This is a genomic window from Azospirillum sp. TSO5 (assembly GCF_003116065.1).
Lineage (GTDB): Bacteria > Pseudomonadota > Alphaproteobacteria > Azospirillales > Azospirillaceae > Azospirillum.
Genome location: NZ_LGQY01000039.1, coordinates 121,334 through 134,821, shown reverse-complemented (window position 1 = coordinate 134,821; position 13,488 = coordinate 121,334). Strand labels below are relative to the sequence as shown.

The following is a 13,488-nucleotide window of genomic DNA, read 5'->3' as shown; positions in this document are numbered from 1 at the left end:
CAAGACGCCGGATAACCAGGGGCGAGACAATGACGCCGCTTCAGGCGACACCGCCGCAACGAGGATGACCCGGATGAGCACCCTGACCACCAGCTTCGGCCAGCCCGTTCCCGACAACCAGAATTCGCTGAGCGCCGGGCCGCGCGGTCCGCTGCTGCTGCAGGATTTCCACCTGATCGAGAAGCTGGCCCACTTCAACCGCGAACGCATTCCGGAACGCGTGGTGCATGCCAAGGGCGCCGGCGCCTACGGCACCTTCCGCGTCACCCGCGACGTGACGCGATGGACCAAGGCCGCCTTCCTGTCGTCGGTCGGCAAGGAAACCGGCGTCTTCCTGCGCTTCTCCACCGTCGGCGGCGAGAAGGGCTCCGCCGATGCCGAACGCGACCCGCGCGGCTTCGCGGTGAAGTTCTATACAGAAGAGGGCAATTACGATCTGGTCGGCAACAACACGCCGGTCTTCTTCCTGCGCGATCCGCTGAAGTTCCCCGACTTCATCCACACCCAGAAGCGCAACCCGGCCACCAACCTGAAGGACCCCACCGCCGTGTGGGACTTCTTCTCGCTGTCACCGGAGACGATGCACCAGCTGACCATCCTGTTCAGCGACCGCGGCACGCCGCGCAGCCATCGCCACATGGACGGCTTCGGCAGCCACACCTTCTCGTGGATCAACGCGGCGAACGAGCGCTTCTGGGCCAAGTACCATTTCAAGACCCGCCAGGGCATCCAGAACTTCACCGCCGAGCAGGCGACCGCGATGGCCGGCATCGACCCCGACCACGCCACCCGCGACCTGTACGCCTCGATCGAGGACGGCGACTTCCCGGCCTGGACCGTCTCGGTGCAGATCATGCCGGAATCGGAAGCCGACGATTACCGCATCAACCCGTTCGACCTGACCAAGGTGTGGCCGCATGCCGACTATCCGCTGATTGAGATCGGCGAACTGGTGCTGAACCGCAATCCGGAGAATTTCTTCGCCGAGACCGAACAGGCCGCCTTCAGCCCGGCCAGCGTGGTGCCCGGCATCTCCTTCAGCCCGGACAAGATGCTGCAGGGCCGGCTGTTCGCCTATGCCGACGCCCATCGTTACCGGTTGGGCGGCAACTACGCGCAGATCCCCGTGAACAAGCCGCAGGGCTGCCCGGTCCACACCTATCAGCGCGACGGCGCCATGCGGGTGGACGGCAACGGAGGCGGCCGGCCGAACTACGAGCCGAACAGCTTCGGCGGCCCGGCCCAGACGGGTGTGCCGAGCGAACCGCCGCTGCGCATCAGCGGCGACGCCGCCCACTATGACCACCGCGACGGCAACGACGACTACGCCCAGGCCGGCACCCTGTTCCGCCTGATCGGCGCGGAGGCTCAAGCCCGCCTGATGGACAACATCGCCGGCAGCCTGGGCAAGGCCCCGCTGTTCATCCAGCAGCGCCAGCTGAAGCATTTCCTGGCCGCCGACCCCGCCTATGGCGAGGGCGTCGCCAAGCGGCTGGACCTGACCGTGGCGCAGGCCGCCGAGTGAGGTGAGTTTCCCGGCCCTTCCACTGGAATGCGGAGGGGCCGGGTTTGAGATGCCGCGCCCATACCCCTGGGCGTCGGCATGATTGCCGGCATCCAGCCGCGCATTTCCCCAAGTGACTTGCGGCCCTCTTCCCGACGACGGGGGAGGGCCTTCTTTTTGTGCTGGACACTGGACCACCACCCGCCCAAGAGGTGCTAACGATGGTTGATTCGCAAAAAATAATGTAAGAACGGGTCATGCCCGACCGCCTTCCAGACCTGATCGCCGCGACAAAGCGGCTTGCCACACCAGCAAGGTGGGGCGCACATGATGACCAGTTCCGTGCCGTTTGCGCCCTGGACGTCGACGGCGTGACGATGGAGGGGCTGTGGTTGCGCGGACAGTGCATTCGTGAAATCACGGACCGGCGGGTGACCTTTCAACTGGAGTGGCTGGCACCGGGATGGCGACGCGGTGCGGTGGCGAGGTTGGATTGGCGGCCGGAATCACCCCACGGCAATAAGAACATCGGACCGGCGCATCTGCGGCTGATGGTGATCGAGGGCAGCCATCACCATCCGTTTGCGCTGAACTGGCCACTTGGATTCCAGCGAATGTTCGGGGAGAATTTGCCGATTGCGGAGCCGCTGGACGATGAACCGACGTCCTTCCGCGACTTGACGGTTCTGGCAGGCCGGCTGTTCAACATCCAGGGCATGAAGGCATTCCCGGTGCCGCCGTGGGAACCGAGGCTTGGAAGGCTATGATCGGGGTGGACGACAAAAGCACACTCTTCCGGAAGATCGTGGATGAGGCGGCCCGCACGCTGAGTGCCGTCCGCCACGATGAGGATGCGTCGTACCTGCGCACGCCGGTCATGTATCCGGGCGGCTCGATGGTCGTCGTCCGGGTCGCGGCGGTCGGCGTTGGTGGCGGCTCCTCCGCCGACCGCTTTCTCGTCTCCGACATGGGACTCGCGCGGCAGGAGGCGGACCTGATGGGAGCCGCCCCCCTGTTCGCCCGCTGGGCACCCAAGGTGGCGGAGCGGGCCGGGGTGTCCTTCGACCATCGTGACTTCTTCCTGATGGAGGTTGCCCGCCCGCAGCTTGCCGGGGCGGTGGCGACGATTGCCGCCTGTTCCCAGGAGGCGGTGCAATTGACCGCGTTCAAGCTGGCGGAAAGGCGGCAGCAGGACGCGACGGAGCGCCTTTACGAACGGCTGGTCACCGTCTTCTCCCGGGATAGGGTCGCGAAGGATGTCGAGGTCCTTGGTGCCTCCAACACCCCCTGGCACGTGGCGACGCTGGTCAGCGCCAACGGTCACAAGGCGGTATTCGAACCCGTCGCCAACCATCCCACCGCCATCGCCGCCGCGGTCACCAAATTCTTCGACATCGCGCAGCTGGAAAATGGCCCCGCCCGCATCGCCGTTGTCCGCAACAAGGAAGCTTTCGGCACCAAGCTGGCCGTGATCGCCGGGGCCGCGAAAGTGGTCGACGAGTCGATCTCCGATGCGGTCCTGCACCGGCTGGCGGACGCCGCCTGACCCGCCCCCTCCCCCACCCGAATGGTGTGGTCTCCGCATGGGGGCAGACAAATCCTGTCGAGCCGTCCTAAAGTCCGCCTTCAGCGCGACAGCTTCGATGACGGAATGGGACGGGACCGCGACACCGATAAATCCAGCAGCGAACGATCCACCAGCGCGCTGACCGGCAAGGGGCTGGATACCCTGCTGGTGGCGGCGGAGACGCTGCCGCATGCGCCGGAGGATGCGTGGCGACTCGACCTGCTGCGGGTGGCGCTGCGCATTGCCCGCTCCACCGAGGATCTGGCCGACCTGGAACGTGCCAACCTCGCCTTCAGGGCGCTGCCGCACCGGCTGCGCAACCCGCTGGTCGACCGCGCCGCCATGCTGGCCCGGCGCGAGGCGGAACGCGCCCAGATGGCCGAGGAACCGGAGGAGGAGCCGAAGCCCGGCGGCCTGCTGGGCGGGCTGAGAGGCAGCCTGTTCGGGCGCGGCGGCAGCCGGCCGAGCCGCAGGACCGCCAAGGAACGGCTGATGCGCGAACTCACCACCCGCCGCGATCCCGACGACGATCGCGAGAGCTGATCGCCCGTAAAACCCGGGCAAGGGAAATCCCGGCATAGGCCGCGCCGGACGGCAGATACCCGGACGGCCGCTTGTCCGTCCGAAGGATTGGAAGCCCCCTCCCCTCCCGCGCTCTCCGGCCGCGTCGAAGGTCACAGCTGGGACGGTTTACGGCGGGCCGGGAATGTGCAAAGGTCTCTACCTCCAAATCGGGCTTATCCTAAAGTTGAACTGAACGATGACCGGGGGTTCCGTGCGTCGCCTGAAGCCGTTGCTGACCTGCGCCGCCTTGACTGCCCTGCTGAGCGCCTGCGCCAGCGGCGGGGGCACACATCGCGTCGCCTCGCCGGAGGAAATCGACGCGCATGTCGCGGAAGCCTCCAAGCGCTTCGACATGCCGGAGCTGTGGATCCGCGAGGTCATCCGCCAGGAAAGCGGCGGGCGCACCACCGTCAACGGCAAGCCCATCGTCAGCAAGGCCGGCGCCATGGGGCTGATGCAGGTGATGCCGGCGACCTACGACGAAATGCGGCGCAAGCACAATCTGGGCTCCGACCCCTTCGATCCGCATGACAACATCATCGCCGGCACCGCCTATCTGCGCGAGATGTACAACCTGTTCGGCGCTCCGGGCTTCCTCGGCGCCTACAACTGCGGTCCCGGTTGTTACGGCGACTATCTGGCCGGCAAGCGCGGCCTGCCGGGCGAGACGCGCCGCTACATCGCGTCGGTCGGGCCGCGGCTGAACCGCACCCCGGCGCCCAACGGCGCCGACATCGTGCTGGTCAGCGCGCCGTCCTCCGATTCGCCGCCGGATTACGGTTCGCCCTACGCCCGGCCGTCCTCCACCTATTCGGCTCCGGTCAATCCGGCGCCGTCCTACACCCCTCCCGCCAGCAGCCGCCCGGCGGCGAGTCGGCCGCCGATCGCCGTGGCCGCCCTGCCGGCTCCGGCGCCCGCTCCGGCACCGGCGGTGCGGGTGGTGGCGCCCGATACCTCGACTCCGGATGCGCCGGCGCCGCGTCCGGTGGCGACGATGAGCGGGGCGGCGACCGCCAGCGGCGGGGTGTGGACTGTGCAGCTCGGCGCCTTCCGCTCGCCCGACGACAGCCAGCGCGTGATCGACCGCGCCCGCAATTCCATGCCGGTGCTGTCGCGGTCGCAACGGGTCGTCCAGGCGGTGGATACCCAGACCGGGCCGCTCTATCGCGCCCGCCTGTCCGGCCTGTCGCAGCAGGATGCCGCCAGCGCCTGCAGCGGACTGGTCAACATCGGCATGGCCTGTTTCGTGGTGGCGCCGGGAGCCTGAGCGCCCCCTCGCGGTATGGCCCGCCGAAGGATGACGCCCATCGGTTGGATCGCCTTCGGTTGGTTTGCCGCCGGGCCGGCGGCGGCGCTATGCTGACGGCTTGTCGGCAATGCGGAGCGGCGGAACATGCGGCAGGTGAGGGGTTTGGACGAGACGGTCCTGCGCTTCCTGGACCGCAGCCTCAGCGTCAATGTCGCGACCAGTGACCGCGACGGGCGCCCGCTGGTAGCCAGGGCCGTAGCGGCACGGGTGGCGCCGGACGGCGAGCGGTTGACCGTGCTGATCGACGGGCGAGCCAACGCCGCGCTGGTCGCCGCCGTCGCCGAGACCGGGCGGCTGGCCGTGGTCTTCACCGAACCCAGCACCCACCGGTCCATTCAGATCAAGGACGACGCTGCCTCCGTGGCGGCGCCGACGGTGGAAGAGGCGGCACTGCCCGGTCCCTACATCGACGGCTTCATCGCCGAGCTGGCCGGGATGGGATTCACCGAAGCCTTCGTCCGGGCGGTGATGGAGTTCGATCCGGCCGATCTGGTGGCGCTGCATCTGGCCCCCGCCGCGGTGTTCGACCAGACGCCGGGACCAAAGGCCGGCGAGCGGATTCCGGCATGAACAGCCCCCTGCCCCAGAACGCTCATACCTTGGACGCCATCCGGACTTGCCTGGAGGGCGTGATCCCCGGCACCATCGCCACGGCGGCGGCGGACGGGACGCCGAACGTGTCTCAGCTGTCGCAAGTCCATTACGTCGATCCCGGCCACATCGCCCTGTCCTATCAGTTCTTCAACAAGACGCGCGCCAACATCCTGGCCAATCCGGACGCGCAACTGGAGGTGATCGACCCGTCCACCGGGGCACAGTACCGGCTGCGGCTGGGCTATCTGCGCACCGAAACGGACGGGCCGCTGTTCGAGAGCATGAAGGCGAAGCTGTCGGGCATCGCCTCCCATGTCGGGATGGCGGAGGTGTTCCGCTTGCGCGGCGCCGACCTGTTCCGGGTGGTGGCGATCGAGGCGGTCGCCGGCGGCTGTCCCCTGCCCGCCCCAGTCCGGCCGCGCAGCCTGCTGTCGGCGGTCCGGCGCGCCTGCGAGGGGTTGCGCGCCGCCGCCGACCTGTCCGACCTGCTCGACCGCGCCATCGCCGCCTTGCGTGATCTGTTCGGGGTGGAGCATGCGCTGATCCTGCTGCCCGACGCCGCCAGCGGCCGGCTGTTCACCGTCGCGGCGCTGGGCTATGAGGCGTCAGGACGCGGCAGCGGCATTGGCTGGGAGGTGACGCCCGGCGACGGGGTGATCGGCATGGCGGCGCGCGAGCGGGTGCCGATCCGCATCACCCACATGACCACCGACGTCGCCTACAGCATGGCGATGCGCGAGGGGACGGCAGCCGGCCTCTTGCGCGAGATCCCTTTCCCCGGTCTGGAGCGGCCGCACAGCCAGCTGGCGGTGCCGATCCTGGCGCATCCCGGGGTGTGCGGGGATTTGGCCGGCGTGCTGTTCGTGGAAAGCGCGCAGGAGATGCGCTTCACCTATGACGACGAGGACGCGCTGGCGACGCTGGCCGCACAGCTGGGTGCGCTGATGCGCGGCCTGCCGCCAGCCCATGGCGCGGAGGCCGAAGAGGCGCTGGCCACTATTGCCGGAGCGCCGGCAATCGGCGATCCGATCACCGTGCGCCATTACGCCTGCGACGACAGCGTCTTCCTCGACCATGATTACCTGATCAAGGGAGTGGCCGGCGCCATCCTGTGGAAGCTGGTGCGCGACCACACCACGCTGGGCCGCACCGACTTCACCAACCGCGAACTGCGGCTGGCGCCCGACATCCCGCTGCCCGACCTCGCCGAGAATCTGGAAGCGCGGCTGATCCTGCTGCAACGCCGGCTGGCCGACCGCTGCGGTCCCCTTCGCATCGAGAAGACCGGCAGGGGCCGTTTCCGCCTGCTGGTGGAAAAGCCCCTGCGGCTGGAGGAGATGAGCTGAGAGGGCCGGGAGAGGCGGATTACCCCTCGCTGACGCGGCGGCAGCGGCGCTTCATCAGGGCCAGCGCCTCTTCGGCGCGGTCGCCGGTCAGGTCGAAGCTGCGCTCGTCCAGCAGCACGCCGTCGGAGTTGTAGGCCCGCACCTGCAAGCCCTCCGGCGTCTGCTCCGCCGTCACGTCGAGGATGCCGTCGCCGGTCTCGTTGCCGGCGATGTCGAGGAAGTCGTTGACCTCGTCGAAGCTGGCCACGACGTCGTCCGGCCAGACGCCCTCGGCGGTGAAGTCCAGCAGGTCGTTCAGCCCGCCGACCGGCTCGCAGCGCTTCACCCGCGGGTCGGCGGATGCCACCGCCTCGGCGAAGGCGGCCATCGACTGGCGGATGCGCTCCTGCTCGATGGGGTCGATCTCCAGCTCCTCACCCTCGCCGGAGAATCCGAGATTCAGCGGGTCGGGCATCGCCTCGCCCTCCTGCTCGGCATCCTCCTCGATCACCAGACCGACGACGCCGACAAGGCGGGTGCCGATGTCATCGGCGGCGGCGACCAGGTCCTGCTCGCGCACGAAGGACTCGGCCGCCTCGGGCGACTCGATCAGGCGGCGCAGCAGGGTGCGGCGGTCGGCAGCCTCAAGGTAGGACAGCGGTTCCGGATCGAGCCACAGCGGCAGCAGCCGCATGTCGGTCGCCTTTTCCAGCAGACCGGCCGAATCGAGCGCGCGTTCGATGGCATCGACCGACGGCGGCTCGTCCAGCCGGCCGTCGACCTCCAGCGCCACCCAGAACAGGGTGGACAGGGTGGGGTCGCCATGCTCGTCGGTGCTCTGCGCCGTTTCCGAGAAGGCCTCGACCTCGTCCATGAAGTCGTAGCCTTCCTCCTCGCGCAGCTTGCCCAGGGCGGCTTCGATCACGCCCTGGCGGTTGCCGTCCAGCACCTCGTCCAGCAGGGCGCCGAAACGTTCGTCGTTGTTGCGCCACAGCCGGACCAGCCGGTCGGCCGGGGTCCCGTTGAACTGGCCGCCCTTGCCGTTGACTCCGTCCTTCTTCGCCATGATGCGCCCATCCCCTTTTTGAATTCGCTCGTCCGGTCGGCGTGACCATAGGAGCGCCGCGCCGTCCTGTCGACCGCGATATGGTGACGCTTTACCCGACGGATGGTGGAGCCCCACGCCACCCGCCGCAGCGACGATTGGCCTCTTCCACCCGGATGGGAAAAGGGTAGGATTCAACCACTCTCCATTCGGGTGATCCGCCATGGCCGAACGTCCGGTTTTTCCCAAAGATTTCCTGTGGGGCGCCTCCACCTCCGCCTATCAGATCGAGGGCGGGGCCGAGGCCGACGGGCGGGCGCCCAGCATCTGGGACACCTTCTGCAAGCTGAAGGGCCGCGTCGACAATGGCGAGAGCGGGGATGTTGCCTGCGACCATTACCACCTGATGCCGCAGGATGTGGACCTGATGGCGGATCTGGGCTTGCAGGCCTACCGCTTCTCCGTCTCCTGGCCACGGGTGCTGCCGCGCGGACGCGGGGCGCCGAACGAGAAGGGGCTGGATTTCTACGACCGGCTGATCGACCGGCTGCTGGAAAAGGGCATCGAGCCCTGGCTCTGCCTCTATCACTGGGACCTGCCGCAGGCCCTGCAGGATCTGGGGGGCTGGGGCACCCGCGACAGCATCGGCTGGTTCGAGGATTATGCGGCGCTCTGTGCCCGGCGCTATGGCGACCGGGTGAAGCGCTGGGCCACCTTCAACGAGTTCTCGGTCTTCACCCTGTTCGGCTGGGCCTTCGGCTGGGGGGCGCCCAGCATCGCCGACCGCGCCGCCCACCTGAAGACGATCCACCACGTCAACCTCGCCCATGGCGCCGGGGTGGATGTACTGCGGGCGCTGGTTCCAGGGGCCTCCATCGGCGCGGTGCACAGCGTCCAGCCGATGCGGCCGGAAACCGACAAGCCAGAGGATGTCGAGGCGGCGGCCCTGTTCGACGAGCATTGGAACCGCGCCTTCCCCGATGCGCAATTGCTGGCCCATTACCCGCGCCGCATCGCCGAGGCGATCGAGCCCTATGTGCAGCCCGGCGACATGGCGCGCATCGCCCGGCCGGTGGACTGGTTCGGGCTGAACCACTATGCGCCGGTCTATGGGCGCCGGGACGACAGCCTGATCTGGGGGTTTGGATTCGGCTCTCCCCCGCCGGGGATGAAGCGGACGGCCATCGACTGGCCCTATGACCCCGGCTGTTTCCGCGAGACGCTTGTCGACCTGACGCGGCGCTACCGGTTGCCGATCTATGTGACGGAGAACGGCTACGGCACCAAGGCGGCGGAGACGCCGGACGCCGAGGGCCGGGTGGTCGATGCGGAGCGTCTGGCCTACCTGCAGGCCTACATCGCTGCAATGGCGGAGGCGAAGGGGCTGGGTGCCGACGTGCGAGGCTATTTCGTCTGGTCGCTTCTGGACAATTTCGAATGGGGCGGCGGGTACGGCACGCGGTTCGGCATTGTCCGGGTCGATTTCGAAACCCAGGCGCGGATCCCGAAGGACTCCGCGCGCTGGTATTCGCAGCTGATCCGGGGGGCATAAAGCCCTCTCCCGCCCCGGGAGAGGGAGGGGACCCACGAAGTGGGGAGGGTGAGGGTTACGTCAAGAATCAAGGAGCGCATGGTTCCTTGCGCCACCCCTCACCCTTCCCATGCTCCGCATGGGCCCCTTCCCTCTCCCGGGACGGGAGAGGGAGATTCTCCGCACGCTTACTTCAAAAACGGCAGGTTCAGGCCCTGCTCCTTGGCGCACTCGATGGCGATGTCATAGCCGGCGTCGGCGTGGCGCATCACGCCGGTGGCGGGGTCGTTCCACAGCACGCGCTCGATCCGCTTGGCCGCCGCGTCGCTGCCGTCGCAGACGATGACCATGCCGGAATGCTGGGAGAAGCCCATGCCGACGCCGCCGCCATGGTGCAGGCTGACCCAGGTCGCTCCGCTGGCGGTGTTCAGCAGCGCGTTCAGCAGCGGCCAGTCCGACACGGCGTCGGTGCCGTCCTTCATCGCCTCGGTCTCGCGGTTCGGGCTGGCGACCGAGCCGCTGTCGAGATGGTCACGACCGATGACGATGGGGGCCTTCAGCTCGCCCGACTTCACCATCTCGTTGAAGGCGAGGCCCAGGCGGTGGCGCTGCCCCAGGCCCACCCAGCAGATGCGCGCCGGCAGGCCCTGGAACTGGATGCGCTTGGCCGCCATGTCGAGCCAGTTGTGCAGGTGCGGATCGTCGGGGATCAGCTCCTTCACCTTGGCGTCGGTCTTGCGGATGTCCTCCGGATCGCCCGACAGCGCCGCCCAGCGGAACGGGCCGATGCCGCGGCAGAACAGCGGACGGATATAGGCGGGGACGAAGCCGGGGAAGTCGAAGGCGTTCTCCAACCCCTCCTCCTTCGCCATCTGGCGGATGTTGTTGCCATAATCGACGGTCGGGATGCCCATGGCGTGGAAGGCCAGCATCGCCTCCACCTGCACCCGCATTGACTTGCGGGCGGCGGCGGCAACGGCGGCAGGCTGGCTTTCGCGGGCGCTCTCCCACTCCTCCAGCGTCCAACCCTGCGGCAGATAGCCGTTCACCGGATCATGGGCGGAGGTCTGGTCGGTGACGATGTGCGGCCGGGCCTTGATGTCGGTGCCGGCGCGGCGGGCCAGTTCGGGGAAGACGTCAGCGGCGTTGCCGAGCAGGCCGACGGAGATCGCCTCGCCCTTCGCGCAGGCCTCGTTGATCCAGGCCAGCGCCTCGTCGAGGTCGGCGGTGTGACGGTCGAGGTAGCCGGTGCGGATGCGCATCTCGATGCTGCTGGGGCGGCATTCCACCGCCAGCATGCAGGCGCCGGCCATGGTAGCGGCCAGCGGCTGAGCGCCGCCCATGCCGCCGAGACCGCCGGTCAGGATCCACTTGCCCTTCAGGTCACCGTTGTAGTGCTGGCGCCCGGCCTCGACGAAGGTCTCGTAGGTGCCCTGCACGATGCCCTGGCTGCCGATGTAGATCCAGCTGCCGGCGGTCATCTGGCCGTACATCGCCAGACCCTTGCGGTCCAGCTCGTTGAAATGCTCCCAGGTCGCCCAGCGCGGCACGAGGTTGGAGTTGGCGATCAGCACGCGCGGCGCGTCGGCATGGGTGCGGAAGACGCCGACCGGCTTGCCCGACTGCACCAGCAGCGTCTCGTCGTCGTTGAGAGTCTTCAGCGCCGAGACGATGCGGTCGAAGCTCTCCCAGTCGCGGGCGGCGCGGCCGATGCCGCCATAGACGACCAGTTCCTGCGGCCGTTCGGCGACGTCGGGGTCGAGGTTGTTCATCAGCATGCGCATCGGCGCCTCGGCGAGCCAGCTCTTGCAGCTCAGTTCGGGGCCGTGCGGGGCACGGATGACGCGCTGGTTGTCGAGGCGGGATGACATGGGTGGATGGCTCCTGGTGGGAGGGTGAAGGTTAGGAAAGGTGCTGTTGCCCCCTCCCCGACCCTCCCCCGCTTCGCGGGAGAGGGAGTTGAGCGCGGGAGCGGCGGCAGTCCCCTCTCCCGCCGAAAGGCGGGGGAGGGTTAGGGAGGGGGCCGCAGGCGAAAACCTCTACGGCGGCGGCAGCTGGAACCTTGCCCCCAGCCGATACCTGCTGCCGGGATGGACCAGCATCGCCACCGTCACCACCCGCCCCTGCACCCAGGTGCGGCGGGTCACGCGCAGGCAGGGCTCGGTAACGGGGATGTCGAGCAGCCGGGCGATCTCCGCCGTCGGCGACACCGCTTCGATGACGTGTTCGACCTGCGGCGAGGACTCCAGCCGGATCAAGTACTCGCCCGGCGTCTGGCGGGTGAAGTCCTGGTCCAGATAATCGGGCGCCACCGCCGGGTTGACCCAGCGTTCCTCAAGCTGCACCGGCACGTCGCTTTCGCTGTGGACGACGATGGAATGGAACAGCTTGGCCCCGACCGGCAGGTTGAAACGGCGGGCCAGCCCGGCATCGGCGGCAACCGCGAGCAATCGCTCCACCCGGCAGGCGTGGACGTTACCCCGCTCGGCGATCTCGTCGGCGATGCTGCGCAACTCCACCACGTCGGTGCTGGGCGGCCGTTCGGCGACGAAGGTGCCCAGCCCCTGCACGCGGGTCAGCAGCCCCTCGTCGGTCAGGTCGCGCAGCGCGCGGTGGACCGTCATGCGGCTGACCGAAAATTCCTCCAGCAGCTTGTGCTCCGACGGGATCTGGAAGCCTTCGGGCCAGTCGCCGGAGCTGATCCGGCGGCGGATGGCCTCCTTGATCTGGGCGTAGCGCGGCTGGGCGGTGGAGATGACGTCGCTCATGGAGCCTCCACGCGGGGGCTGCGGACCACGCCGCCATTGACCACCGCCATGCAGGGGTTGAGGCCGATGGCGTAGGCCAGTTCCGCCGGATGCTCGATGCGCCAGACCGCCAGATCGGCGCGCAAGCCCGGCGCGATCACGCCGCGGTCGGTCAGCCCCAGCGCCTTCGCCGCATGGCGGGTGATGCCGGCCAGCGCCTCCGCCGGGGTGAGACGGAAGAAGGTGCAGCCCATCGACAGCATCAGCAGCAGCGAGGTCACCGGCGAGGTGCCGGGGTTGTTGTCGGTGGACAGCGCCATCGGCACGCCGTGGCGGCGCAGCAGGTCGATCGGCGGCAGCCTGGTCTCGCGCAGGGCGTAGAAGGCGCCGGGCAGCAGAACCGCCACCGTGCCTGCCTTGGCCATGGCGGCGACGCCCTCCTCGTCCAGATGCTCGATATGGTCGGCCGACAGCCCGCCGAACTCCGCCACCAGCCGGGCACCGCCGAGGTTGCTCAGCTGTTCGGCATGCAGCTTCACCGGCAGGCCGAGCCGCTTCGCCGTCTCGAACACCCGGCGGGTCTGGGCGACGGAGAAACCGATCCCTTCGCAGAAGGCATCCACCGCGTCGGCCAGCCCGGCTTCGGCGATGGCCGGCAGCGTTTCGGCGCAGATGCGGTCGATGTAGCCGTCGGGGTCGGTCTTGAACTCCGGCGGCAGCGCGTGGGCGCCGAGGTAGGTGGTGCGCACCTCCACCGGGCGGACCTGGGCCAGCCGGCGGGCGACGCAGAGCATGCGCGTCTCGGTTTCCGTGTCGAGGCCATAGCCGGACTTCACCTCCACCGTCGTCACGCCCTCGGCCAGCAGGCTGTCCAGCCGCGGCAAGGTGGATGCCAGAAGCTGGTCCTCCGTGGCGGCGCGGGTGGCGGTGACGGTGGACAGGATGCCGCCGCCGGCCCGCGCGATCTCCTCATAGGTGGCGCCGTTCAGCCGCATCTCGAACTCGCGGGCGCGGTTGCCGCCATAGACGAGGTGGGTGTGGCAGTCGATCAGGCCGGGGGTCATCCAACCGCCCTGCCCCGAATGGACTTCGGTCGCCAACGCGTCCGGAGCGTCGGTGAGATCGGCGCGCGGACCGACATAAGCGATACGGCCGTCCTTGATGCCAACCGCCGCGTCGGCGATGGCGCCGTAGCCGTCGGCCTCTCCCATCGTGGCAACGGACAGGTCGATCCACAGGGAATCCCACGGCGCGCTGGTCGGCATCGGTTCGGCTCCTTCCTACAAGTTCGTGCAGCAACCC

General features: G+C 68.5%; 12 protein-coding genes. 8 read left to right on the top strand and 4 right to left on the bottom strand.

All coding sequences use genetic code 11. The annotated features are described in order from the left end of the window. Positions 1–73 precede the first annotated feature (73 nt). The 7 genes from TSO5_RS12075 to TSO5_RS12045 all read left to right on the top strand — a co-directional run bounded on the left by TSO5_RS12075 (position 74) and on the right by TSO5_RS12045 (position 6,884). Positions 74–1,525, top strand: a complete 1,452-nt coding sequence (locus TSO5_RS12075; RefSeq protein WP_109151820.1) for a catalase — start codon at positions 74–76, stop codon at positions 1,523–1,525. Positions 1,526–1,761: 236 nt separating this feature from the next. Continuing rightward, positions 1,762–2,271, top strand: coding sequence for a hypothetical protein (locus TSO5_RS32195; RefSeq protein ID WP_146203730.1), 510 nt, complete (start codon positions 1,762–1,764; stop codon positions 2,269–2,271). A gap of 5 nt (positions 2,272–2,276) precedes the next feature. Further along, positions 2,277–3,050, top strand: coding sequence for a hypothetical protein (locus TSO5_RS12065; protein WP_146203729.1), 774 nt, complete (start codon positions 2,277–2,279; stop codon positions 3,048–3,050). Positions 3,051–3,155: 105 nt separating this feature from the next. Then, positions 3,156–3,614 (top strand): hypothetical protein, encoded by a 459-nt coding sequence (locus TSO5_RS12060; protein ID WP_109151817.1) that lies wholly within the window; start codon positions 3,156–3,158, stop codon positions 3,612–3,614. A gap of 217 nt (positions 3,615–3,831) precedes the next feature. Further along, positions 3,832–4,902 (top strand): transglycosylase SLT domain-containing protein, encoded by a 1,071-nt coding sequence (locus TSO5_RS12055; RefSeq protein WP_109151816.1) that lies wholly within the window; start codon positions 3,832–3,834, stop codon positions 4,900–4,902. Between the two features lie 126 nt (positions 4,903–5,028). Next, positions 5,029–5,514: a hypothetical protein gene (locus TSO5_RS12050; protein ID WP_109151815.1), complete on the top strand. Its 486-nt coding sequence runs from the start codon at positions 5,029–5,031 to the stop codon at positions 5,512–5,514. Next, entirely contained in the window at positions 5,511–6,884 is a 1,374-nt protein-coding gene (locus TSO5_RS12045; RefSeq protein ID WP_109151814.1) for a GAF domain-containing protein, read from the top strand. The genes TSO5_RS12050 and TSO5_RS12045 overlap by 4 nt, the downstream gene beginning before the upstream one ends. A gap of 19 nt (positions 6,885–6,903) precedes the next feature. On the opposite strand, the gene TSO5_RS12040 is transcribed toward TSO5_RS12045, so the two are convergent. Beyond that, positions 6,904–7,929, bottom strand: coding sequence for a hypothetical protein (locus TSO5_RS12040; RefSeq protein WP_109151813.1), 1,026 nt, complete (start codon positions 7,927–7,929; stop codon positions 6,904–6,906). A gap of 202 nt (positions 7,930–8,131) precedes the next feature. Here TSO5_RS12040 and TSO5_RS12035 point away from each other — a divergent pair, with 202 nt between their 5' ends. Further along, the gene (locus TSO5_RS12035; protein ID WP_109151812.1) at positions 8,132–9,460 is read left to right on the top strand and encodes a GH1 family beta-glucosidase; all 1,329 of its coding nucleotides are present in this window, start codon (positions 8,132–8,134) and stop codon (positions 9,458–9,460) included. Positions 9,461–9,627: 167 nt separating this feature from the next. Here the strand turns inward: TSO5_RS12035 and hutU are convergent, their stop codons facing one another. The 3 genes from hutU to hutI all read right to left on the bottom strand — a co-directional run bounded on the left by hutU (position 9,628) and on the right by hutI (position 13,451). Beyond that, positions 9,628–11,310: a urocanate hydratase gene (gene hutU / locus TSO5_RS12025; RefSeq protein ID WP_109151811.1), complete on the bottom strand. Its 1,683-nt coding sequence runs from the start codon at positions 11,308–11,310 to the stop codon at positions 9,628–9,630. A gap of 168 nt (positions 11,311–11,478) precedes the next feature. Beyond that, on the bottom strand, positions 11,479–12,207 hold the full coding sequence (gene hutC, locus TSO5_RS12020) for a histidine utilization repressor (RefSeq protein WP_109151810.1): 729 nt from the start codon (positions 12,205–12,207) through the stop codon (positions 11,479–11,481). Next, positions 12,204–13,451: an imidazolonepropionase gene (gene hutI / locus TSO5_RS12015; RefSeq protein ID WP_109151809.1), complete on the bottom strand. Its 1,248-nt coding sequence runs from the start codon at positions 13,449–13,451 to the stop codon at positions 12,204–12,206. The genes hutC and hutI overlap by 4 nt, the downstream gene beginning before the upstream one ends. Positions 13,452–13,488 lie beyond the last annotated feature (37 nt).